Below are 21846 nucleotides of genomic sequence, written 5' to 3' on the forward strand. Positions count from 1 at the left end.
GACTGTTCCACGGTTCCGAATACAACCCGTAAGAAAGAGGAAGACCACATGGCTTTCACCAACGATGAGGTCCTCGCAGGCCTCGCAGAGCTGATCACCGACGAGACCGGCATCAACGCATCCGAGGTCGCCCTCGAGAAGTCGTTCACCGACGACCTCGACATCGACTCGATCTCGATGATGACGATCGTCGTCAACGCAGAAGAGAAGTTCGGCGTCACCATCCCCGACGACGAGGTCAAGAACCTCAAGACCGTCGGCGACGCCGTCAACTTCATCGTCGCAGGCCAGGAGTAATCCTCGCAGGATGCCACCCCCGCGCTCGCGGGGCGTGGCATCCTCCGCCTTGCCCGTTCTCCGCTCGACCCGCCCGACAAGGAACCACACATGACCAAGCGCATCGTCGTCACCGGCATCGGCGCCACGTCCGCCATCGGCGGGACCGCCCCCGAGAACTGGGCGAACCTGCTCGCCGGCCGGTCCGGCACCCGCACCCTCGAGCACGACTGGGTGAAGGAATACGACCTCCCCGTCACCTTCGCGGCCGAAGCGATCGTCCGCCCCGAAGAGGTCCTGCCCCGCCACGAGGCGAAGCGGCTCGACCCCTCGTCGCAGTTCGCTCTCATCGCCGCACGTGAGGCTTGGGCGGACGCCGGCTCCCCCGAGGTCGCTCCCGAGCGCCTGGGAGTCGACTTCGCGACCGGCATCGGCGGCCTCTGGACTCTCCTCGACGCGTGGGACACCCTGCGTGAGAAGGGCCCCCGCCGTGTGATGCCGCTGACCGTCCCGATGCTGATGCCGAATGCCGCAGCCGGCAACCTGTCGCTGCAGTTCCAGGCTCGCGCGTATGCGCAGACCGTCGTCAGCGCATGCGCCTCCAGCACCGAGTCGATCATCCACGCCTTCCACCACCTGCAGGACGGTCTCGCCGACGTCGTGATCGCCGGCGGCACAGAATCGGCCATCCACCCGATCACGATGGCGTCGTTCGCCTCTGCTCAGGCTCTGTCCCGCCGCAACGACGACCCGGCCACAGCCTCGCGTCCCGGCGCGATCGACCGCGACGGCTTCGTCATGGGCGAGGGCGCAGCCGTGCTCATCCTCGAGACCGAGGAGCATGCCAAGGCGCGCGGTGCCAAGATCTACGGCTACGTGCTCGGCGGTGGCGTCACCGCTGACGCGTACCACATCACAGGCAACGACCCCGAGGGCAACGGGGCCGCACGCGCCGTCACGCAGGCGCTCGACGAGGCCGGCATCACCGCCGACCAGGTGACCCACATCAACGCGCACGCGACGTCGACCCCCGTGGGAGACCCCAACGAGTACGTCGCGCTGAGGAAGGTCTTCGGCGAGCGGATCGACGAGATCCCCGTCTCGGCCACCAAGGCGTCGACCGGCCACCTGCTCGGCGGCACGGGAGCCCTCGAGGCGATCTTCTCGCTGCTCGCGCTCCGCGACCGCGTCGCCCCGCCGACGATCAACATGACCGAGCCCGACCCGGCCGTGCCGTTCCGCCTCTCCGGCGAGCCCACGCCCCTCGGCGACGGCCCGCAGATCGCGATCAGCAACTCGTTCGGCTTCGGCGGCCACAACGCCGTCGCCGTCTTCGCGAGCGCCGACTGACCTGCGACAGAGACGAACAGCGGCCCCCGGGTTATCCCGGGGGCCGCTCCTCGTCTCTGAGGACCTAGCGCGCGGACGCGCGTGCGAGCTGGCGCGACCTCGCCGCACGGACGCGAGTGGTCCACGGCAGGAACCAGCCGATCAGGGGCCCGACTCCGAAGGCGAAGAGCACCGTCCCCACGCCCACCGGACCGCCGAGCAGGAAGCCGATCAGCAGGACGCTCCCCTCGATGAGCGTGCGCACGAGCCACACGGGCCACCCCGTGCGCCCCACGAGCCCCGTCATCAGACCGTCTCGCGGGCCGGGACCGAAGTCTGCCGCGATGTAGAGACCGGTGGCGAAGGCGAGCAGCAGAAGCCCGGCCACGAACATCGGAGCGCCGACCCAGATCGACGACGGTGCGGGAATGACGGCGAGAGCCAGATCTGCGCTGGGTCCGACGAGCAGGGCGTTGAGCAGCGTCCCGAGCCCGACCCGCTGCCGCAACGGGATCCACAGCAGCAGCACCAGCACCGACACGAGCACGGTGACCGCCCCGTATCCGATCCCCGTCTGCCCCGAGACTCCGAGTGCGAGGACGTCCCACGGGGCGACGCCGATACCGCCGCGCACCATCAGCCCGAGGGCGACGCCGTAGAGGAACAGGCCGACGAGCAGCTGCACGATGCGCTCGACGACGTCGCGGGGGCTGGTGGCGCTGATCGGGAGGAGGACGGAACGAAGTCGCATCCCTCAATGCTGGCCCAGTCGTCCATCGCGTTCACGAGACCACTCGGTGAGAAGTGGCCTGCTTTCTTCAGGCCACTTTGGTGCATGCTGGAGTCATGACCTCACGGCTCGTCCAGCAGCTCGGTGCCCACAACATCGCCGGCGCCACGGCGAAGGCCCTCGCCGAGCACATCCGCGCGTTGATCCTCGACGGTCGACTCACTGTGGGCGAACGGCTGCCGAGCGAGCGAGCGCTCGCGCTGGAGCTGCGTCGCTCCCGCTCGACGACGACCCGTGTCTACGACCTTCTGGAGGGCGACGGGTACGTCTCACGGCTGCACGGGGGCAGCACTCGGGTCACCCTGCCGCATACCGTCGCCCCGGGAAGAGGTGCAGAAGACGAGTCGGCCATCGATCTGTCGATCGCATCGATGGATTCGACACCAGGGCTGTACGACGCGACCGTGCGATCACTCCCCCGGCTCGCGGCGATGCGCGGCACCAGCGGCTACTCACTGCGGGGCCTTCCCGAGCTACGTGAGGCGGTGGCGCAGCGATTCACGCAGCGGGGAGTGCCGACGCATGCCGACGAGATCATGATCACATCCGGTGCGCTCAACGCCTTCAACCTGCTGCTCGCCACGATCGGCCGACGGGGCGAGCGCGCACTCGTCGAGCAGCCCACCTTCCCGCATGCACTCGAGGCACTTCACCGCCACGGCTACCGGCTGCTGCCGACCCCGGTCGATGTCACGGGATGGGATGAGGGCCACCTCACCGACACTCTGCTGCGCGGCCGTCCCCACCTCGCCTACCTCATCCCCGACTTCCACAATCCGACGGGAGCCACGCTCTCGGATGTCGAGCGGTCGCGAATCGCGGCGACGGCTCGGAGCGTCGGCACGCACCTGATCATCGATGAGACGACCGCCGAACTCGACATCGATCGGGAGTGGACCCCGCTGCCCTTCTCGGCGTTCAGCCCGCATGTGATCACCGTGGGCTCGATGTCGAAGATCGCCTGGGGCGGCATGCGCATCGGCTGGATCCGGGCCGACCGCTCGGTGATGGCCCGCCTGCTCGCCACCCGCCCCTCGTTCGAGCTCGGCACGGCGCTGCTCGAACAGTGCATCGCCGTCGAGCTGCTGCAGGAGATGCCGGCGCTCACCGCGCACGTCGCGACACGCCTGCGGGCAGGTCGCGCCGCCGTGGCGGCGGGACTCGAGTCCTTCGACACCGTGTCCATGCCGCCGACGAGCGGTGGGCTCTCCGCTTGGCTCGACCTGGGCGCCCCGGTGTCGACAGCTCTATCGCTCGCCGCGCGTGATCACGGACTGATCCTTCCGCCAGGGCCGCGATTCTCCACCGGCGGCGTGCTCGAGAGGCGCCTGCGGATTCCGATCACCCTGACACCTGAGCGCACCGCAGAGGCGATGGACCGACTCCGACTCGCGTGGGAGGACGTCATGGCCGGAGGAACCGCGGCCGAGTCCGAGATCCCGCGCTCGGCTGTCATCTGACAGACGAAGACCCCGTCCCTGATCTTCAGGAACGAGGTCTTCGTCATGTGTGGAACGGGAATTCGCCTTCTCGGCGTCCGGGATCACTCACCGGCATCCGATACTCGCGCCTTCCCGTTCCAGGTCTGGGGTGTCGGCTCAGCCGACCTTGTGCAGCCACACGACGCGTGCGTCGTCGCTCGCATGACGGAACGGCTCCAGCTCCTCGTCCCACGCGGCGCCGAGCGCGATATCGAGCTCGCGCTGCAGCTCGGTCGCACTGCCGGCGGCGATCTCCATCGCATAGCGGATGCGGTCCTCGCCGATGACGATGTTGCCCGCCGCATCCGTCTGGGCGTAGTGGATGCCGAGGTCAGGCGTGTGCAGCCAGCGTCCGCCGTCGCTGCGGGGCGTCGGATCTTCCGTCACCTCGAAACGCAGATGCTCCCATCCGCGGATCGCGGTCGCGAGAGCAGCACCCGTGCCGACCGGGCCGTCCCAGTAGAACTCGGCACGACGAGCGCCGTCGAGCACCGGCTGGTCGCTCCAGTCGAAGTTCACCGCGCGACCGATAGCGCGTCCGACCGCCCATTCCAGGTGCGGGCAGAGCGCGCGAGGTGCAGAGTGGATGAACACCACTCCGCGTGCGTAAGCCGTCGCCATGATCTCTCCGTTTCATCAGGTGCGTCTTCCCCAACGACCTGAAACAACGAGAACTGGCGTGAATATGCGGTTATGGGGCTATTCTCGCCCAGACCAGGCGAAATCACAAGCATGTGATTCACACGGCGAAGGCCCCGGTCACAAGGACCGGGGCCTTCGGACCGCGAGCGGTCGTGTATCAGACGAGGATCACGCCTCGCTCATGGCCTGCTTGACCTGCTGGCCCTTCGCGGCGTAGTACGCGGCGCGGGCGGCGTCACGACGAGCCTGCTCGGCGTAGCCGGCCTCGAGCACGTCCTGCGGCACCTCGACGTTCGGCACATCCTGCGTGCCGTTGTACTTCTCGATATAGGCGTCGAGCTCGGGGCCCGACGTCCACGACGTGATGAGGCAGTAGCGGGGCTCGGTGCCGACGTGGGTCGCCGCGTGCCACAGACGCTGCGTGTCGACGATCAGCTGCGCTCCTGCGGGCAGCGCGATGCGGTACTCGATGCTCGGGTCGGTGCGGTTCTCGCGGAGGACGAAGAAGCTGTCCTTGTCATCGCTGAGGTTGAAGAAGCCTCGGACGACCCAGCCGGTGCCGTCGGGGTTCAGACGGTTGTTGTCGTCCTGGTGCAGGTTGTAGAGGCACTCGCCGTACGGGGTCGGCTGAAGCTCGATCACACGGCAGCGGCCGACGTTGGCACCCGGCTCCTGCGCGCGGCGCGTGAGGTTCGGCGCCTTGGCGGTCTGCGAGTCGATCCAGACGCCGTCCTTGTCGGTGCGCGGCGGCTTGTGGTTCCAGAAGCCGTTGCACTCGATCTCGCCTTTCGCACTGGCGAGCGGAGCGAAGCGGGTGTCCCCCGACGACTTCCAGTCGTTGTACTCGATGTCGAGCCACTCCTTGGGGTCGAGCTCCTGGTCGTAGCTGTCGAGAACGACGAAGCCCTTGTCTTCGAGCGCCTTCGATTTGATGTATCCCATGATCTAGGTCATGTCCTTTCATCGGGGGCCAGCACGTTTTAACAGGCCCTGATAAGGCAAGCCTAACAGGGCACCTCTGGAGCGCCGCCGAGGGCCACCGTGAATAAGCGAATAGACTGAATCGGGCGCCTGGCGACTCCTCGGCGCCGGGCGCTACGGGAGGACGAGACACCAGCATGAGCACTGCGACCAACGTCGAGGCGAAAGCTGTCAACACGATCGAGTGGCTCGCGCAGGACTCCACCACCATCGTCGTGCCGGTGTACCAGCGTCAGTACCGGTGGGACATCGGCGGCTGCGAACAGCTCCTCTCCGACGTCAGGGCAGTCGCTCGCGAAGACTCGTCGCACCGCCACTTCATCGGATCGATCCTCTCGGCCGCGGACGACAGCGAGGCCGACACCGACCTCGTCCTGATCGACGGTCAGCAGCGCATCACGACGTTGATGCTGCTCGTCGCCGCACTCCGGCATGCGGTTCAGCACACCGACCCTCTGCTCGCCGCCGACCTCGACCGAGTGCTCGTGCGCCCGGACGACCCCTCACGCACGAAGCTGCGGCCGCACGACGCGTGGGCCGAGCTCTACGAATCCGTGGTGCTGGATCGGGAGGTGCAGGAAGAGCGCGAGTCGCGGTTCGATGACAACTACGCGTTCTTCCGCAGCCAGGTGCACGCCGACGAGGCGCCGCAGATCTGGGCGGGGCTGCAGAAGCTCGAGCACGTCTCGATCACGCTCGGCGCCGACGCGAACGCCCAGCAGATCTTCGAGAGCCTGAACTCCACGGGCGAGCCCCTGCGCGATCACGAACTCATCCACAACTACATGCTGATGGGGTTGACCCACGCCGAGCAGCTCGATGTCGAGGCCCGGTTCTGGCTCCCGATCGAGCAGCACACCGGTGAGACCATCGGGGCGTTCTGGCGGCACTATCTCGTGATGACCACAGGTCGCGAAGTCGCGGCGAACGGCGAGCACGGTGTGTACAGCGCCTTCCGGCAGTCGTTCCCCCGCGTCGACCTCGATCACCTGCAGGCGGACGCCGAGGTCTGGCGTCACTACGCCGAGATCTACGGCATCCTGCTCGACCCGTCGCTCGAGCGGGACCTCGAGATCGCACGGCAGCTGCGATTCGTGAACACCTTCGGCCGCGCGTCATACCCTCTCGTCCTGAGCGTCTACAGCGACCACTCCCGCGGACTCATCGAACGCGGCGAGCTCATCGAGACACTCGAGTGGATCCAGGCGATGTATCTGCGCCGAACACTCGTCAATCTTCCGAACGAGCGACTCGTGGCTCGGCTCTGTCGCGCCAGGGCGAACGGCCGAGACGCTCTGGCGCGCGCATTCGCCCGGATCACGCCGTCGGACGAGCGCGTCAGCGCCGTGCTGAAGTACAGCGAGCTCCCCCACCCCGCCTACGTGCTCGGTCGACTCGAAGGGGTCGACGACCCGGACCGTTTCGATGTGGAGCACATCGTGCCCACAGTCCCCAGCGACAGCTGGTCAGGCGACGGCCTGCGCCCGTGGATCGATTACTCGGATGACGAGCGCAACGCGCATCGCGCACTCGCCCCGACCCTCGGCAACCTCACGCTGCTCGAGCAGTCGCTCGCCGAACGGGTCTTCGGAGAGTCGTACGCCGCGAAACGCGACGCCGCATACGCTCGCAGCTCCGTCCCCGAGACCAGGGCCCTCATGGCCACAGAGGCATGGGGAACCGCGGCCATCTCGCAGCGCACGATCCGGCTCACATCCGACCTGCTGCGGATCTGGTCTCGCCCTGCATTGCCCGAGATCGATGACGACGGCCTCACACCGGTCCTCGACGCGGTCCGCCGACGCGGCTGGCCGGCGGGGTGGGAGCGGGAGTTCGAGTACGTCGAGTACCGCGGAGAGCGCTGGGAGGTCTTCGACGTGAAGCATCTCTTCAACCGCGTCTTCCGCCGTGCGTGGACGGACACGCGCGACGCCGCCGTGTCGTACTGCACCGCCCACGGCGGTCCGATCTACGACTCGATGGCCTGGAAAGGTCAATGGGATCAGCTCGACGAGACACACCATCTCTACATGGGCTGGGATTCGAACTACATGATGAACGCAGTGCAGGGCGTGCTCCACGAGGCGGACATCGCCTCGGAGGTGTTCGTCAAGTACTCCTACATCGGGAATGTGATGTGACATGACGACCACCATCCGCCGCCTCCTCGATCTGACCGTCGAAGAGCACACGCTCACAGTCCCGCTGGTGTGGGGGGACGCATCGGACGGCCGGACGATCGATGTCTTCGCCCGCGTCGTCACGCGCGACGGGGGCGAGCGACTCCCCTACCTGGTGTTCCTGCAGGGCGGTCCTGGCCACGAGGCTCCCCGGCCGTTCCATTCGTCGACCTCCCCGGCCTGGCTCGACGAAGCACTCGCGCACTACCGCGTCGTGATGCTCGACCAGCGCGGCACCGGACTGTCGACCCCCGTCGGCGACGCCGATCTCGCCCAGGGCTCCGCCGTGGTCGCCGAATACCTCACGCATCTGCGCGCAGACTCGATCGTGCGCGACTGCGAGGCGATGCGCGAGCACCTCGGCGCGGAGACGTGGAGCGTGCTCGGCCAGTCCTTCGGCGGATTCACCACCCTGGCTTACCTGTCGACCGACGCGGACTCGATCGCCGACGTGTTCATCACGGGGGGACTCAGCACCGTGAACCGGCACCCCGACGACGTCTATGCACTCTGCTACGACAAGATGCGCTCGGCCTCCGAGAGGTATTACCGCAGGTTCCCCGAGCACCGGGACGCCATGCGCCGCCTGGTCGACCGGGCAGACGCCGGTGACATCGTGCTCCCAGACGGCGAAGTGGTCTCGCCCTCGCGCCTTCGCTCGGTCGGCTCGGCGCTGGGCACGAACGACGGCTGGCAGACGGTGTGGTCGCTGCTGGAGCGCGACCCATCGTCGAACGCGTTCCGCCATGACCTGATGCACGCCATGCCGTACAGCGGACGAAACCCTCTGTACTTCGCTTTCCACGAGTCGAGCTACGCGAGCGGGCAGGCCACGCGCTGGTCGGCGGAACGCACCGAGCCCCAGGACTTCCGCGACGACGTCACACTGTTCACGGGTGAGCACATCCGCCGGGAATGGACCGAGACGGTGCCGGCGTTCCAGCCGTGGCGCGACGTCACAGTCGCACTGGCGGACTTCGAGTGGCCACAGATCTACAACGAGGTCGCCCTCGCGAGCTCCGGTGCGACGGGCGCCGCCGCGGTGTACGTGAACGACGTCTACGTTCCGATGGAGTTCTCGCTCGAGACCGCCCGGCTCCTGCCCGGTGTGGCGCTCTGGGTGACCAGCGAGCACGAGCACAACGGCGTCCGCTCAGGTCCGGTGCTGACGCATCTGATCGATCTCGCGCACGGGCGTCGCATCCGGTGATCATCTCCGCCGGAATCCTCCTGCAGACGGATGCCGACGCGGCGGGAGCCGCATAGCCTGGTCTCATGGCCGACACACTCGGGATGCTCCTCACGATCGCGATCCTCCTCGTCGTCGTGATCGCGATCGTCGTGGTGATCGTGGCCCTCTACGCGAAGGCGCCGCTCGAGAAGAAGTACGAGAGCGCAGGCGGCGGGCTGGGCGGTTCGTTCGACGCGATCTGGATGCCGTCGGCGCATGAGGCCGGGATGGAGCGCGACCGCCAGACGAAGCGCACCGCGCCCGCGCCCTCTCCCGGCGACCCGCCCAGCAGGATCGACGGCGAACGCATCGTCATCGACATCTGACCCGCTCGCGACCCGCGAGGAGACGACGAAGGCCCCGTGTTCCGAGGAACACGGGGCCTTCGATCGCGGTGGTCGTTACTTGGACGATCCGCCGAAGCCCTTGAAGCGCTGGTTGAACTTCTCGACGCGGCCGGCCGAGTCCATGATGCGCTGCTTGCCCGTGTAGAACGGGTGCGACGCCGACGAGATCTCGACGTCGATGACGGGGTACTCGACGCCGTCGAGCTCGATCGTCTTGTCGCTCGAGACCGTCGAACGGGTGAGGAACGTCTCGCCCGAGCCGAGGTCGCGGAACACGACTGCCTTGTACACGGGGTGAATGTCAGTCTTCATGGGATTCCTTAGTTGCTGCCCTGGATTGTGCCAGGGACGAGGGAAGTCTGCGGTGCAGAGAGCACCAAGGATCGATTCTATCAGATCCGCGTCAGGATGCCGCGCGGGCCGCGTAGCGACCGTCTTCGCTGCTGAGCACGATCGGCATGCCGAACGTCTCTGTCAGGGCGTCGGCGGTCAGGGTCTCGGCGACGGGGCCGGCTGCCACGATGCGCCCCTCGCGCATGAGCAGAACATGCGTGAACCCGACCGGGATCTCCTCGACGTGATGCGTGACCATCAGCATCGCGGGTGTCGTCGGCGATGAGGCATAGCCGCTCAGGAGCGTGAGCAGCTCCTCGCGCGAGCCCAGATCGAGGGAGGCCGTCGGCTCGTCGAGCAGCAGCAGCTCGGGATCGGTCATCACCGCTCGGGCGATCTGGACCCGCTTCTGCTCACCGTCGCTCAGGGTGCCGAACGTGCGATCAGCCAGGTGGTCGAGACGCCAGTCGCCGAGCACGCGCAGAGCACGGCGCTCATCGATGTCCTCGTAGTTCTCGTTCCAGCGACCCAGGACGGAGTACGCCGCCGTGAGCACCGTGTTCAGCACCGTCTCGTCGCGCGGCACGCGCTTCGCCATCGCCGAGGAGGCGAAGCCGATGCGAGGCCGCAGCTCGAACACGTCCGTTCGCCCGAGCGTCTCGCCCAGCACCGTGACGGTTCCGGCGGTGGGGTGCATCAGCGTGTCTGCCAGCTGGAGCAGCGTGGTCTTGCCGGCGCCGTTGGGTCCGAGGATCACCCATCGCTGATCGTCGTCGACCTGCCAGGTCACGTGATCGATGATGTCGCGCCCCTCGCGGCGCACGACGACGTCGGTGAATTCCAGGGCGATCGACATGCCTCCAGCCTATCGGCTCAAGCGGTCAGCTCCGCGTACAGCGCGCGCGTGGTGTCGGCTATCGCATCCCAGCTGAACTCATCGCGTGCGCGCTCCCGACCGGCCGCGCCGTAGGCGCGAGCCGTCTCAGGATCGGATGTCACCTCGGTGAGCACGCTCGCGAGGTCGGCGACATAGCGCTCGGGATCGACCGGTGTCCCTGTGCCGTCCTGCAGCTGCTCGATCGGCACGAGGCGCCCGGTGACGCCGTCGTCCACGACCTCGGGGATGCCGCCGGTGGCGGTGCCGACGACAGCGGCACCACAGGCCATCGCCTCGAGGTTCACGATTCCCAGCGGTTCATACACCGACGGGCATACGAACGTCGTGGCCGCCGTGAGGATGGCCGAGAGCTCGTCACGCGGCAGCATCCGATCGATCCAGATGACTCCCTCGCGGGTCTGCTGGAGGAGTCGCACGCCCTCCTGCACCTCCGCCATGATCTCGGGGGTGTCCGGTGCCCCGGCGCAGAGGATCAGCTGGACCTCCGGGGGCAGCAGACGAGCGGCCTGCAGCAGATACGGCAGACCCTTCTGACGCGTGATCCGGCCGACGAACACAACGGACGGTCGAGCGGGGTCCATGCCGACCGACTCGAGGAACGCGGGGTTCTGCACCGGACGCCACCTCTCGACGTCGATCCCGTTGTGGATCACACGCACTCGGGTGGGGTCGACGGAAGGGTAGCTGCGCAGGATGTCCTCGCGCATGCCGGCGCTGACCGCGATCACCGCCGCCGCGTTCTCGTAGGCGAGCTTCTCGATCCCGCTCGACACCGCGTAGCCGCCGCCGAGCTGCTCCGCCTTCCACGGGCGCAGCGGCTCGAGGCTGTGAGCGGTCAGCACATGAGGGATGCCGTGCAGCTGCGACGCGAGATGTCCGGCGAAGTTCGCGTACCAGGTGTGGCTGTGCACGAGATCGGCATCGGAGATCGCCGCGACGATCTCGAGATCGGTTCCGAGCGTCTGCAGCGCGGCATTGGCGGAAGCCAGTTCGGAGGGGGCCTGATACGAGAAAGTACCCGCCTCATTCCGGGGAGAGCCGAAGGCTCTGACCTGTACATCGATATTCTGCCGCAGGGCCGTGACGAGCTCTGCGACGTGCACACCGGCACCTCCGTAGATCTCCGGCGGGTATTCCTTCGTGATCATCTCGACGCGCATGTCTAGACGGTAGTGACTCACTTGTCCAGATGCTAGTTAGCCGAGCCGAATCACATCTATGGTTGGTGCATGTCCGCACCAAAGAAGATCTTCGGCATCATCCTCGCCGGCGGCGAGGGAAAGCGTCTCATGCCCCTCACGGCCGACCGCGCAAAACCTGCAGTGCCCTTCGGCGGACAGTATCGATTGATCGATTTCGCGATCTCGAACCTCATCAACTCGGGTCTGCGCCAGGTCGTCGTCCTCACGCAGTACAAGTCGCACAGCCTCGATCGCCACATCTCGCAGACCTGGCGCATGTCGGCGCTTCTCGACTCCTACGTCACCTCCGTGCCGGCGCAGCAGCGTCTGGGAAAGCGCTGGTTCTCCGGCTCAGCCGACGCGATCCTGCAGAGCCTCAACCTCATCAACGACGAGAAGCCCGACATCGTCGTGGTGATCGGCGCCGATCACGTCTACCGCATGGACTTCCGGCAGATGCTCGACGCGCACATCGAGTCGGGCGCGAAGGCCACCGTCGCCGGCATCCGCCAGCCGCTCGCGATGGCCTCTCAGTTCGGCGTGATCGACGCGGACACGGAGTCGGGGCGCATCAAGCAGTTCCTCGAGAAGCCGACCGACATCGCCGGGCTCGAGGACTCGCCGCACGAGGTGCTCGCCTCGATGGGCAACTACATCTTCGACGCGGACGCGCTGATCGCCGCCGTCGAGGCGGATGGCGAGTCGCCTACGTCGGGTCACGACATGGGCGGCGACATCGTGCCGTACTTCGTCGATCGGGGTGAAGCGGGCTACTACGACATGAAGCGGAACGACGTCCCGGGTTCGTCGCCGCGCGACCGCGCGTACTGGCGCGACGTGGGTACCATCGACTCCTTCTTCGACGCGCACATGGATCTGATCTCCACGTTGCCCATCTTCAACCTCTACAACATGGAGTGGCCGATCCACTCGCAGGCCGTGAACTCGCCGCCCGCGAAGTTCGTGCGCGATTCCGTCGGGCGCATCGGCAATGCGATCGACTCGATCGTGTCCCTCGGTTCCGTGCTCTCGGGCACTCACCTCGAGCGCAGCGTCGTCGGGCCGTGGACTCTTGCCGGCGGTGGTTCGACCATCACCGATTCCGTCGTCTTCGACGGGGTGAGAATCGGCGCGGGCTCCCGTGTGCATCGCGCGATCCTCGATAAGAACGTCGTCCTCGCCGACGGCGCGACCGTGGGTGTCGACCGCGAACGCGACCTTGCCCGGGGCTTCACCGTGACCGAATCCGGCATCACCGTGGTGGGCAAGGGCCTCTTCATCGAGCGCTGACGGTGTCGGCTGAAGACCGCCGTGCACTGACCAGCGGCTTCCGGTCGATAGGCTCGGAGGCGTGACCGCCGCGCGATTCCTCGTCGTCCTCGATGCCGATTCCACCCTCATCCGCAACGAGGTGATCGAGCTGATCGCCGACGAGGTGGGGCGCGGCGCCGAGGTGCAGGCAGCGACCGAAGCCGCAATGCGCGGAGAGATCGACTTCGCCACGAGCCTGCGCTCACGCGTCGCAGCGCTCGAAGGCGTTCCGGTGTCGGGGTTCGCGCGTGTGCTCGCACGCATCGAGCCCACTCCCGGCGTGCGAGAGCTCACGGCGGCCGTACATGAGCGCGGGGGTGTGGTCGGCGTAGTGTCCGGCGGGTTCCACGAGATCCTCGACGATGTCGCACCCGGACTCGGCGTCGACCGCTGGCGCGCGAACCGACTCGAGGTCGTAGACGGTGCTCTTTCCGGTCGGGTCGACGGCGAGATCGTTGATGCCGCGGTGAAAGCCGCCTCACTGTTGGAGTGGGCGGATGAGCTCGGCGTGCCCCGTCACGCCACGATCGCCATCGGCGACGGTGCCAACGACCTGCAGATGATGGCGGTCGCCGGACTCGGTCTGGCGTTCAACGCGAAGCCCGCTGTCCGGGAGGCCGCGAGTCTGGTCATCGGACCGCAGGATCTCGCAGAGGTCATCGCACTGCTGCCCTAGCGAATGTCCGAGGCCCCGTCTAACCTCGGGCGCATGGACATCATCCTCATCCCCGGTCTCTGGCTCGATGCATCCAGCTGGAGCGACGTGACCACCGAGCTCGAGCGCGCAGGACACACGGTGCATCCGCTGACCATGCCCGGCACGGGCCTGGTCGCCGCCGAGTCCGCGAACATCGGCATCGCCGAGTGGATCGACGCCGCTGTCGCCGCCGTCGACGCGGTCGGTACGCCGGTGGTCGTCGTCGGTCACAGCGGCGGAGGCAATGTCGCCTGGGGTGTCGCCGATGCGCGGCCCGACCGCGTCTCGCGGGTCGTATTCATCGACACCGTGCCGCCGCCGCCCGGATTCGGCATCAGCGAGTTCGAGGTCGTCGACGGTGTCATCCCCTTCCCCGGGTGGGACTTCTTCCCCGCTGAAGACGTCGACGACCTCGACGACGCGACGCGTGCGCGCACCACGCCCCTCACACACAGCGTGCCTGCCAGAGTGCCCACCGACGAGATCGTGCTCGGCCCCGGGGCTCGGCATTCCGTCCCTGTGACGTTGCTCATGGGCGGTATGGACCGAGAGACGCTCGACTCCGAGCTCGAGCTGTGGGGCCCGTACGCCGACGAGTTCCGGGCGATCGCCGATGCCGAGGTCGTGCGCATCGGCTCAGGTCACTGGCCGCAGTTCTCGGTGCCGAGCAGGCTGGCCGACCTCATGGATGCGGCGATCAGTCGACGCTGAGGCAGTGACGTGCACTCGGCTCAGTGACCCATCCCGAGTCCGCCGTCCACCGGGATGACCGCACCGGAGATGTACCCGGCGTCATCGCCCGCGAGCCACGTGACGACGCCCGCCACCTCATCGGGCGTCGCGAAACGTCCGGCGGGGATGTTCGCCTTGTACTGCTTCTGAGTCTCCTCCGGAAGCTCAGCCGTCATGTCGGTCTCGATGAATCCGGGGGCAACGACATTCGCAGTGATGCCGCGTCCCCCGAGCTCCCGCGTGAGCGACCGAGCGAACCCGACGAGCGCGCTCTTCGACGCGGAGTAGTTCACCTGGCCTGCCGAGCCGTAGAGGCCTACGACGCTGGAGATGAGGATGACCCGGCCGAATCGAGCCCTGAGCATGCCCTTCGATGCGCGCTTCACGACGCGGAAGGTGCCGCCGAGGTTCGTCGCGACCACACTGTCGAAGTCATCCTCGCTCATCCGCAGCAGCAGGGTGTCCTTGGTGATCCCGGCGTTCGCCACGACGACCTCGACAGGCCCGAGCTGCTGCTCGACCTCGGTGAAGGCGGCATCGAGCGCAGCGGCATCGGTGACATCGGCGCGCACCGTGAGAGTGCCCTCGGGGCCTTCGCCGCTGCGAGCCGTGACGGCGACGCGGTAGCCGTCCCTGACGAATCGTTCGGCGATCGCGCGACCGATGCCGCGGTTTCCGCCGGTGACGAGCACGACGCGAGAACTCATTTCCACTCCTGATCTGGCCGGTGCGGGTATGGCGGCCTGGTCGTGATCGATCCTACCGATGATGCCTCGACGTCACCGGCTGGACGTTTGACAGATCCATGCCCTGGCTGGAACGCTGAACCCGACGAAAGGCACCACCGTGAGCGACAACAGCATCCCGACCCCCGCGGACGGACAGCAGCAGACTCCCCCGGCGGCGCCGATCGCATCGGCTCCCCCGGCCCCGCCGGCGCCCTCGGCGCAGCCCTACCAGGCGTATCCCGGCGCTGCGCCGTCGGTCGCCCCGCCGCAGGGCTACGCGACACAGTCGCCGCAGCCGCCACAGTACGCTCCGCAGCAGCCCTATGGCTCCGCCGTGGCTCAGCCGTACGGCGCTCCAGCGCAGCCGCCGTACTACGGGGGGTCTGCACCGGGTCAGCCAGGCGCCGGCTATGCGAACTACGGCGCGACGCCGTACCCCGCTCCTCGCCCTGCCAGCGGACTCGCGATCACGTCGCTGATCTGCGGAATCGCCGGCATCGTGCTCTTCTGGGCGGTCGTGCCGCTGCTCGCGTCGATCGTGGCCGTCATCACCGGCCACATGGCGCTGCGACAGACGAAGCAGAACCCGGCGATCGGCGGCCGTGGCATGGCCTTCGCCGGCCTCATCATGGGATACATCATGGTCGCCGTCCTGGTCATCGGGATCGTCATGACGGTGATCAGCGCCCTGTTCTTCGGCGCCTTCACTCTGCCTTTCCTCTTCTCCGCCTGAGCGGCAGACGGGCGCGCCGTCGTGCCCGCACCGGCGTAGGCTGGACTCATCGTGAAGAGCAAGCCCCTGGTCCCTGCCGTCACCTCGCTTCCGCAATCGCCGAAAGACGAGGCAGACCACCGCGTGCGCCGATACGCGCTCACGATGACCATCCGCATCGTGTGCTTCGCACTGATGATGTTCGTTCAGCCGTACGGCTGGTACACCTGGGTGTTCGCGCTGGCCGCCGCCCTCCTCCCCTACATCGCGGTCGTGTTCGCCAATGCGGGGAGCGACAGCACCGAGACGACGGCGGAGTCCCCCGTGCAGCAGCTGGAGGCTCCGGCTCCGGCCCCGACCCTGCCGATCGAAGACGACTCCGCGCCTGACGTGTTCACCATCCACGAGAGCCGCCAGGATCGCGAGTGAGTGGACTGGAATGCTCGCGTGCCGGATGCCGGGACGCGGCGACCAAGCAGGTGGTGTGGCGCAATCCACGTATCCACGCCGCTGACCGTGAGAAGGTCTGGCTCGCGTGCGATGACCACGTCGGATTCCTCCACGACTACCTGGCAGCCAGGGACTTCCCCGTGACAGTGAGAGATGGTGTGCCCTCGTGAGTGCCCGGATGGGTCGATGGACCATATACGTGCTGATCGCGATCGGATTCGCGATCGCCTGCGCGTTCCTCTCGAACTGGCAGTTCGAGCGCAATGAGACGCGGACGGAGCAGATCGCGCTCGTCGAGAAGAATTACGATGCCGACCCCGTCCCGCTCTCCGACCTCATCGGCGATGATGGAGTGCTCGATCCCGGTGACGTGTGGCATCCCGTGGTGCTGAACGGCGAGTACATCGCCGACCAGCAGCTGCTGGTGCGCAACCGGCCGCACGGCGGCACGAGCGCGTTCGAGGTGTTGGTGCCGTTCCGCGACGCCGATGGTCGCGTGTTCATCGTCGATCGTGGATGGGTGCCGCCGGGCGACGGCGACTCCCCGGATTCTGTTCCGGCGCCCCCGAGCGGCGAGGTCGAAGTCATCGTCCGACTGCGACCGGGCGAGCAGCTCCCCGCCTCCGGGCGAGGCGCCCCCGAGGGGCAGGTGCCCACGATCAACCTGCCGTCGATCGCCGAGTTGGTCAGCGGCGACGTCATCACCAGCGCATACGGGCAGATCGTCAGCGAGGACCCATCCGGAGAAGGAACCCTCGGCGGCTTCGACTCGCCCACCGACGACCCCGGCCCACATCTGTCGTACGCGATCCAGTGGATCCTGTTCGCACTGATGGGCTTCGTCTTCATCGGGTACATCATCCGCACCGAGATCGTGAAGCACCGTGAAGAGGTCGAGGGGATGCCGGCGCCGGTGAAGAAGTCGCGGCGGCGCGACAAGGATGCCGACATCGAGGACGAACTGCTCGACGCGCGCTGATCCTTCGATCAGTCCCAGGCCGTCACTTCACCGATGACTGCGGTCTTGGGATACGCGCCTTTGGGCCCACCGATTTCGAAGAGGTCGATCATCAGGGCCATGGGATAGTCCGGAGCCTGGCCGAAGCGGCGCACGACCTGTCGGTCGCAGCCGATGATCGTTTCGCCATCGCCCCAGATCACTGTCCAGGTATGCGGCTCCCGGGCATCGAACGGGAGGGTCACCTCGGCCATGTCGGTCGTCAACCTCGTGTCATGGTGCGCTTTGATGCCTACGCGCGCCCTCGTCATGCTCCCGATCGCTGAGGCGTCGATCTCGAAGATGCAGATCTCGCCGGAGTCTGTCTCAGAGAGGTGTTCGGTGCCGACCAGCCACACCGCGAGCATGCATCCTTCGTCGGTGCTCGCCGTGACCGTGACGTCGATCCGCCCGCGACGGGGTGTGAAGAGCAGTCGCTGCGGCGTGTCCGTCTCAACTACGAGTCCATCTTCGCGGTGGCGATGCGTGCCGACGGTCGATCCGACCGGACCGGAGTACGTCGCCGTCTGCAGATTCGACACCCGAAGCGGGGCGTCTTCTGGCCGCCAGTCGAGCTGATCGTGCTCGATCCGGAGCTCCAGGCCGCCCTCGACGAAAGCAAATCGCGCTTCAGACCGCTCGGGCACCGTCCAGTGCGGCAGGTAGTGCGGGATCCACTTCTCCGCGTCGAGCCCCCGCGTGAAGTCGTCCATGAGAGCCGGCGGTGATGATGGACGCGGTGGCAGGAGGTCAGCCACCGCTCAGTCCCGCCAGGGCATCGGCTTCTCGGGCAGGCGAGCGCTGTCATCGGGGAGATGTGGAAGCTCTTCCCCTCCAGCTCGGATGCAGAGCCAGCGCAGCTCTCCCGGGCTGTCGGGCCGAGCGCGCCAGGTGCGCGCGACGCGCTGTCCCACGCGGATCACCGTTCCCGGGCCCACCTCCACGACCTCGTCATCGAGGCCCATCTGCCCGCGCCCGTCAAGGAACACATAGAGCTCTTCGACCCGCGAATGGACGTGCCAGTAGCCCGCTTCCTCTCCCGGTTGGAGGGCGTTCGCGGTGAGGCCGATGTACTGCATCGTCAGCTCGTGATCGACGACACGACGGCCATCGCGCGAGCGCCGCGCGTCGAACCCGCCATGGTGTGCGCGCCACTCGTCGAGAGCACCGATCTCGATCACCTGGTATCCGCTCATTCCCCTCACCCCTCCGTCTTCTGATCTGCCATGCCGCCGATGACAGTCCGTTCCCATCCATCGTCGACGGCGTCGAAGATGACCCGCGTGTGACGGCGGTCTCTCGATCCCTGCCAGAACTCGATTCGGGTGGGCACGATCCGCCACAGCACCCAGTCACCGTCCGCGATGTCCGCCCGCGCGGCCGGAGAGCGCGCGGCCAGGTCGGCGGCGCTCTCCTCGGGCGTCGCCTCCTCCACACGACCGCGCACTCGCACCGCGCGCACCTGGGGCTGCCACCAGAAGTTCAGCGCGGCGGCCGGCGAGGCAGCCAGCTGCGCGCCCTTGCGAGACGACCTCGTGCTGGCAAATGCCCAGCCTCGCTCGTCGATCCGCTTCAGGATGAGAGTTCGAGCGTCGGGTAGTCCGTCGGCATCCACCGTAGCGAGGGTCACCGTGTGCGGCTCAGGCACACCGTGGGCAGCCGCTGCGCGCAGCCATGTCGCGAAGAGTGCGCTCGGGTCGTCAGGCAGCGTGCCGAGATCCCACTCCGGGGCGAGCCCGGTGAGAGCGTGCCGGCCCTTCAGCCACTCGTTGAGCGGGGCGGGGTCGAGGTCATGGTCGTCGTGCGTCACGCTCTCGACTATGCCACGAGAGGCGAAGGATCAGGCGAGCTCGATGAGGTCCTGGTACTCCTGGCTCCACAGGTCCTCGACGCCGTCCGGGAGGATCAGCACGCGCTCGGGGTTGAGCGACTGCACTGCACCCGGGTCATGCGAGACCAGCACGACCGCCCCCTCATAGTGCGCGAGCGCGCCGAGGATCTCCTCGCGCGACGCGGGGTCGAGGTTGTTGGTGGGCTCGTCGAGCAGCAGCAGGTTCGCGGACGAGACCACGAGGGTGGCCAGCGAGAGCCGCGTCTTCTCACCGCCCGAGAGCACTCCGGCGGGCTTGAGTACGTCATCTCCCGTGAACAGGAACGAGCCGAGCACCCTGCGCGCTTCCATCTCGGTGATGTGCGGAGCGGCCGACACCATGTTCTCGAGCACCGATCGATTCACGTCGAGGTTCTCGTGCTCCTGTGCGTAGTACCCGACCTTCAGGCCGTGCCCCGGCTCGAGCTGCCCGGTGTCGGGCTGGTCGACGCCCGCGAGCATGCGCAGCAGGGTCGTCTTTCCCGCACCGTTGAGACCGAGCACGACGACCTTGGATCCGCGGTCGATGGCGAGGTCGACGTCGGTGAAGATCTCGAGTGAACCGTAGGACTTCGACAGCCCTGTCGCCATCATCGGGGTCTTGCCGCAGGGGGCCGGCTTCGGGAAGCGCAGCTTGGCGACGCGCTCCTCCTGGCGGACGTCATCGAGTCCGGCGAGCAGCTTGTCGGCACGCGCGATCATCTGATGAGCCGCAGCGGCCTTCGACGCCTTCGCCCCGAAGCGGGCTGCCTGCAGCTGCAGGGTCGTGGCCTTCTTCTCGGCGTTGGCGCGCTCCTTCTTGCGGCGCTCCTCGTCGGCCACCCGCTGACGCAGGTAGTTCTTCCAGTTCATGTTGTAGGTGTCGATGATCTGGCGGTTCGCATCGAGGTAGAAGACGCGGTTGACGGTCTCGCCGACGAGCTCGACGTCGTGACTGATCACGATCAGCCCGCCCTTGTAGTTCTTGAGGAACTCGCGCAGCCACACGACGCTGTCGGCGTCGAGGTGGTTGGTCGGCTCATCGAGGATCATCGTCTCGGCATCGGAGAAGAGGATGCGGGCCAGCTCGATACGACGGCGCTGACCACCGGACAGTGTCGACAGCGGCTGGTCGAGGATGCGGTCGGGCAGCGAGAGGTTGTTCGCGATGGAGGCTGCCTCGGCCTCGGCCGCGTACCCGCCCTGCCCTTCGAACTCCTCGGTGAGGCGCGCGTAGCGCTTCATCGCCTTGTCGGCGACCGCAGGGTCGTCCGACCCCATCGCGAGCGCGGCCTCGCTCATTCCGAGGTTGAGCTGGCCGAGTCCACGGGCGTCGAGGATGCGCGTGCGAGCGAGATCCTCGGGGTTGCCCGATCGCGGATCCTGCGGCAGGTAGCCGAGTTGACCTGAACGGGTCACACTTCCGCCGGATGGCAGGACGTCACCGGCGAGCACCTTGGTGAGCGTGGTCTTGCCTGCACCGTTGCGGCCGACGAGACCGATCTTGTCTCCGTCGCTCACGCGGAACGACACGTTCTCCATCAGGAGGCGTGCGCCCACGCGGATCTCGAGTTCGTGCACGGCAAGCACAGCGGGATGTCCGTTCGTTCAAGGGGATTCAGGCCGAGGGGCCAAACTCCCAGTATAGATCGCCCGGCTGAGTGTTCAGTCGAAGTACAGATCGTGATGCAGTCGGCAGCCGGGATTGAAGACCGCCGAGCACGTCGGACACTCGGATGTCCCGAGGTAGGCATCGATGCGCAGCAGCGAACCGCAGATGCCGCAGAGCACCGCCTCCGTCGCGCGCTCGTCCGTCGACCACTGGTGCGCCTCGTGCCCGGCGAGCTCGGCGTGACACAGATGGCACGGGTACCAGTCACCGCAGCAGGCGAACCTGAGAGCGATGACATCGAGCAGCCCCTGATAGTGCTCGCACCGGGTCTGACTGTCGACCATCAGACCGTGCACGGTGGTCGCCCCGACCTCGATCGGGCGGTCGGCGGATCTACCTCCCTGGGGGGATGCGGTCGATACCTCAGGGTGATGCCCCACCTGCCACCTGCTTTCTAGCCTGCTGAGGTGGATGTTATCAACGAGCTCATTCTGCAGACCGTCGCGTCGCCCTGGCTGTACGCCGTACTGCTCGCAGTGACGATCATCGACGGCTTCTTCCCACCGGTGCCGAGCGAGACCGTGCTCGTGGCCGCGGCGGCAGTACTGGCGTCGACCGGTGAGTTCTGGGCGCTGCTGCCTCTCGGACTCGTCGCCGCCCTGGGCGCGACCATCGGCGACAACATCGCGTTCGCCCTCGGCCGCAGGCTGGGCACGACCCGGTGGGCGTGGATGCGTCGTCCGCGAGTCGCCTCCGCATTCGCTCACGCGGAGAGAGCGCTCACGCACCGCAGTGCGGCGCTCATTCTGGGTGCCCGCTACATCCCGGTCGGCCGCGTCGCCGTCAACATGTCAGCCGGCGCTCTGCGCTTTCCGTGGCGGAGGTTCCTTCCGCTGAGCATCGTGGGAGGCATCAGCTGGAGCGCCCTGAGCCTCGCCATCGGACTGCTCGCGGGCTCGTGGATCAAGGAGCAGCCGCTCGTGAGCGCCGGCATCGGCATCGCCGTGGCGCTCGTGGTCGGGCTGGTGATAGACCGCGTCACGGCATCCCGCCGGAGGCGCGCCCGTGTTCTGCAACTGGCAGGATGAC

General features: G+C 67.2%; 26 protein-coding genes. 14 read left to right on the plus strand and 12 right to left on the minus strand.

The genetic code is table 11. The features are described from left to right. Positions 1 to 48: 48 nt before the first annotated feature. Positions 49 to 297, plus strand: a complete 249-nt coding sequence (locus tag ACZ0AA_RS05200) for an acyl carrier protein (RefSeq protein WP_017202249.1) — start codon at positions 49 to 51, stop codon at positions 295 to 297. A gap of 90 nt (positions 298 to 387) precedes the next feature. Next, complete coding sequence (locus ACZ0AA_RS05205; RefSeq protein WP_463512320.1) at positions 388 to 1626, plus strand: beta-ketoacyl-[acyl-carrier-protein] synthase family protein; 1239 nt, start codon at positions 388 to 390, stop codon at positions 1624 to 1626. Positions 1627 to 1690: 64 nt separating this feature from the next. On the opposite strand, the gene yczE is transcribed toward ACZ0AA_RS05205, so the two are convergent. Beyond that, positions 1691 to 2356: a membrane protein YczE gene (yczE, locus tag ACZ0AA_RS05210; protein WP_400860005.1), complete on the minus strand. Its 666-nt coding sequence runs from the start codon at positions 2354 to 2356 to the stop codon at positions 1691 to 1693. 95 nt (positions 2357 to 2451) lie between these two features. Between yczE and yczR the strand changes: the two genes are divergently transcribed. Continuing rightward, positions 2452 to 3855 (plus strand): MocR-like transcription factor YczR, encoded by a 1404-nt coding sequence (gene yczR, locus ACZ0AA_RS05215; protein WP_463512321.1) that lies wholly within the window; start codon positions 2452 to 2454, stop codon positions 3853 to 3855. A 138-nt stretch (positions 3856 to 3993) separates the two neighbouring features. On the opposite strand, the gene ACZ0AA_RS05220 is transcribed toward yczR, so the two are convergent. Next, positions 3994 to 4497, minus strand: coding sequence for a DUF3145 domain-containing protein (locus tag ACZ0AA_RS05220; protein WP_400860001.1), 504 nt, complete (start codon positions 4495 to 4497; stop codon positions 3994 to 3996). A gap of 189 nt (positions 4498 to 4686) precedes the next feature. Further along, entirely contained in the window at positions 4687 to 5460 is a 774-nt protein-coding gene (locus ACZ0AA_RS05225) for a hypothetical protein (protein ID WP_400860000.1), read from the minus strand. A gap of 176 nt (positions 5461 to 5636) precedes the next feature. Here ACZ0AA_RS05225 and ACZ0AA_RS05230 point away from each other — a divergent pair, with 176 nt between their 5' ends. From ACZ0AA_RS05230 to ACZ0AA_RS05240, 3 genes are all read left to right on the plus strand, one after another. Continuing rightward, on the plus strand, positions 5637 to 7640 hold the full coding sequence (locus ACZ0AA_RS05230; protein ID WP_463512322.1) for a DUF262 domain-containing protein: 2004 nt from the start codon (positions 5637 to 5639) through the stop codon (positions 7638 to 7640). A gap of 1 nt (position 7641) precedes the next feature. Then, positions 7642 to 8889 (plus strand): alpha/beta fold hydrolase, encoded by a 1248-nt coding sequence (locus ACZ0AA_RS05235; protein ID WP_463512323.1) that lies wholly within the window; start codon positions 7642 to 7644, stop codon positions 8887 to 8889. Between the two features lie 65 nt (positions 8890 to 8954). Continuing rightward, positions 8955 to 9236 carry a hypothetical protein gene (locus ACZ0AA_RS05240; protein WP_463512324.1) on the plus strand — a complete coding sequence of 94 codons (282 nt, stop codon included), beginning with the start codon at positions 8955 to 8957 and terminating at the stop codon, positions 9234 to 9236. Positions 9237 to 9311: 75 nt separating this feature from the next. Here the strand turns inward: ACZ0AA_RS05240 and ACZ0AA_RS05245 are convergent, their stop codons facing one another. The 3 genes from ACZ0AA_RS05245 to glgA form a co-directional block, all read right to left on the minus strand. Continuing rightward, on the minus strand, positions 9312 to 9569 hold the full coding sequence (locus tag ACZ0AA_RS05245) for a type B 50S ribosomal protein L31 (RefSeq protein WP_042537536.1): 258 nt from the start codon (positions 9567 to 9569) through the stop codon (positions 9312 to 9314). Between the two features lie 91 nt (positions 9570 to 9660). Beyond that, complete coding sequence (locus ACZ0AA_RS05250) at positions 9661 to 10446, minus strand: ABC transporter ATP-binding protein (protein ID WP_463512325.1); 786 nt, start codon at positions 10444 to 10446, stop codon at positions 9661 to 9663. Between the two features lie 17 nt (positions 10447 to 10463). Further along, on the minus strand, positions 10464 to 11648 hold the full coding sequence (glgA, locus tag ACZ0AA_RS05255; protein WP_463512326.1) for a glycogen synthase: 1185 nt from the start codon (positions 11646 to 11648) through the stop codon (positions 10464 to 10466). Positions 11649 to 11717: 69 nt separating this feature from the next. Here glgA and glgC point away from each other — a divergent pair, with 69 nt between their 5' ends. The 3 genes from glgC (at position 11718) to ACZ0AA_RS05270 (ending at position 14388) form a co-directional block, all read left to right on the plus strand. After that, complete coding sequence (gene glgC / locus ACZ0AA_RS05260; protein ID WP_400859988.1) at positions 11718 to 12959, plus strand: glucose-1-phosphate adenylyltransferase; 1242 nt, start codon at positions 11718 to 11720, stop codon at positions 12957 to 12959. 61 nt (positions 12960 to 13020) lie between these two features. Beyond that, positions 13021 to 13656, plus strand: a complete 636-nt coding sequence (gene serB, locus ACZ0AA_RS05265) for a phosphoserine phosphatase SerB (protein ID WP_400859987.1) — start codon at positions 13021 to 13023, stop codon at positions 13654 to 13656. A 33-nt stretch (positions 13657 to 13689) separates the two neighbouring features. Further along, a complete protein-coding gene (locus ACZ0AA_RS05270; protein WP_463512327.1) occupies positions 13690 to 14388 on the plus strand; it encodes an alpha/beta fold hydrolase in 699 nt (232 codons plus the stop codon). 20 nt (positions 14389 to 14408) lie between these two features. Here the strand turns inward: ACZ0AA_RS05270 and ACZ0AA_RS05275 are convergent, their stop codons facing one another. Further along, entirely contained in the window at positions 14409 to 15116 is a 708-nt protein-coding gene (locus tag ACZ0AA_RS05275) for a beta-ketoacyl-ACP reductase (RefSeq protein WP_042537549.1), read from the minus strand. Positions 15117 to 15255: 139 nt separating this feature from the next. On the opposite strand from ACZ0AA_RS05275, the gene ACZ0AA_RS05280 reads away from it, so the two are divergent. Genes ACZ0AA_RS05280 through ACZ0AA_RS05295 form a run of 4 tightly spaced genes read left to right on the plus strand, consistent with a single transcriptional unit; the run spans position 15256 to position 17278 of the window. Continuing rightward, positions 15256 to 15870 carry a DUF4190 domain-containing protein gene (locus ACZ0AA_RS05280; RefSeq protein WP_463512328.1) on the plus strand — a complete coding sequence of 205 codons (615 nt, stop codon included), beginning with the start codon at positions 15256 to 15258 and terminating at the stop codon, positions 15868 to 15870. Between the two features lie 51 nt (positions 15871 to 15921). Further along, complete coding sequence (locus ACZ0AA_RS05285; RefSeq protein WP_463512329.1) at positions 15922 to 16278, plus strand: DUF3099 domain-containing protein; 357 nt, start codon at positions 15922 to 15924, stop codon at positions 16276 to 16278. After that, on the plus strand, positions 16275 to 16469 hold the full coding sequence (locus ACZ0AA_RS05290) for a hypothetical protein (RefSeq protein ID WP_463512330.1): 195 nt from the start codon (positions 16275 to 16277) through the stop codon (positions 16467 to 16469). The genes ACZ0AA_RS05285 and ACZ0AA_RS05290 overlap by 4 nt, the downstream gene beginning before the upstream one ends. Before the next feature lie 8 nt (positions 16470 to 16477). After that, on the plus strand, positions 16478 to 17278 hold the full coding sequence (locus ACZ0AA_RS05295; RefSeq protein ID WP_463512331.1) for an SURF1 family cytochrome oxidase biogenesis protein: 801 nt from the start codon (positions 16478 to 16480) through the stop codon (positions 17276 to 17278). A gap of 8 nt (positions 17279 to 17286) precedes the next feature. Here ACZ0AA_RS05295 and ACZ0AA_RS05300 read toward each other — a convergent pair whose 3' ends face one another. From ACZ0AA_RS05300 to ACZ0AA_RS05320, 5 genes are all read right to left on the minus strand, one after another. Then, complete coding sequence (locus ACZ0AA_RS05300; protein ID WP_400859976.1) at positions 17287 to 18009, minus strand: family 16 glycosylhydrolase; 723 nt, start codon at positions 18007 to 18009, stop codon at positions 17287 to 17289. Between the two features lie 48 nt (positions 18010 to 18057). After that, positions 18058 to 18492: a cupin domain-containing protein gene (locus ACZ0AA_RS05305; protein WP_400859974.1), complete on the minus strand. Its 435-nt coding sequence runs from the start codon at positions 18490 to 18492 to the stop codon at positions 18058 to 18060. Positions 18493 to 18497: 5 nt separating this feature from the next. After that, the gene (locus tag ACZ0AA_RS05310; RefSeq protein WP_400859972.1) at positions 18498 to 19106 is read right to left on the minus strand and encodes a pyridoxamine 5'-phosphate oxidase family protein; all 609 of its coding nucleotides are present in this window, start codon (positions 19104 to 19106) and stop codon (positions 18498 to 18500) included. Between the two features lie 30 nt (positions 19107 to 19136). After that, the gene (locus ACZ0AA_RS05315; protein WP_042537558.1) at positions 19137 to 20735 is read right to left on the minus strand and encodes an ABC-F family ATP-binding cassette domain-containing protein; all 1599 of its coding nucleotides are present in this window, start codon (positions 20733 to 20735) and stop codon (positions 19137 to 19139) included. A gap of 75 nt (positions 20736 to 20810) precedes the next feature. Further along, on the minus strand, positions 20811 to 21197 hold the full coding sequence (locus tag ACZ0AA_RS05320) for a CHY zinc finger protein (RefSeq protein ID WP_463512332.1): 387 nt from the start codon (positions 21195 to 21197) through the stop codon (positions 20811 to 20813). 27 nt (positions 21198 to 21224) lie between these two features. Here ACZ0AA_RS05320 and ACZ0AA_RS05325 point away from each other — a divergent pair, with 27 nt between their 5' ends. Beyond that, entirely contained in the window at positions 21225 to 21845 is a 621-nt protein-coding gene (locus ACZ0AA_RS05325; protein ID WP_463512333.1) for a DedA family protein, read from the plus strand. Position 21846 lies beyond the last annotated feature (1 nt).

It is taken from the genome of Microbacterium sp. AC035, from assembly GCF_979258485.1.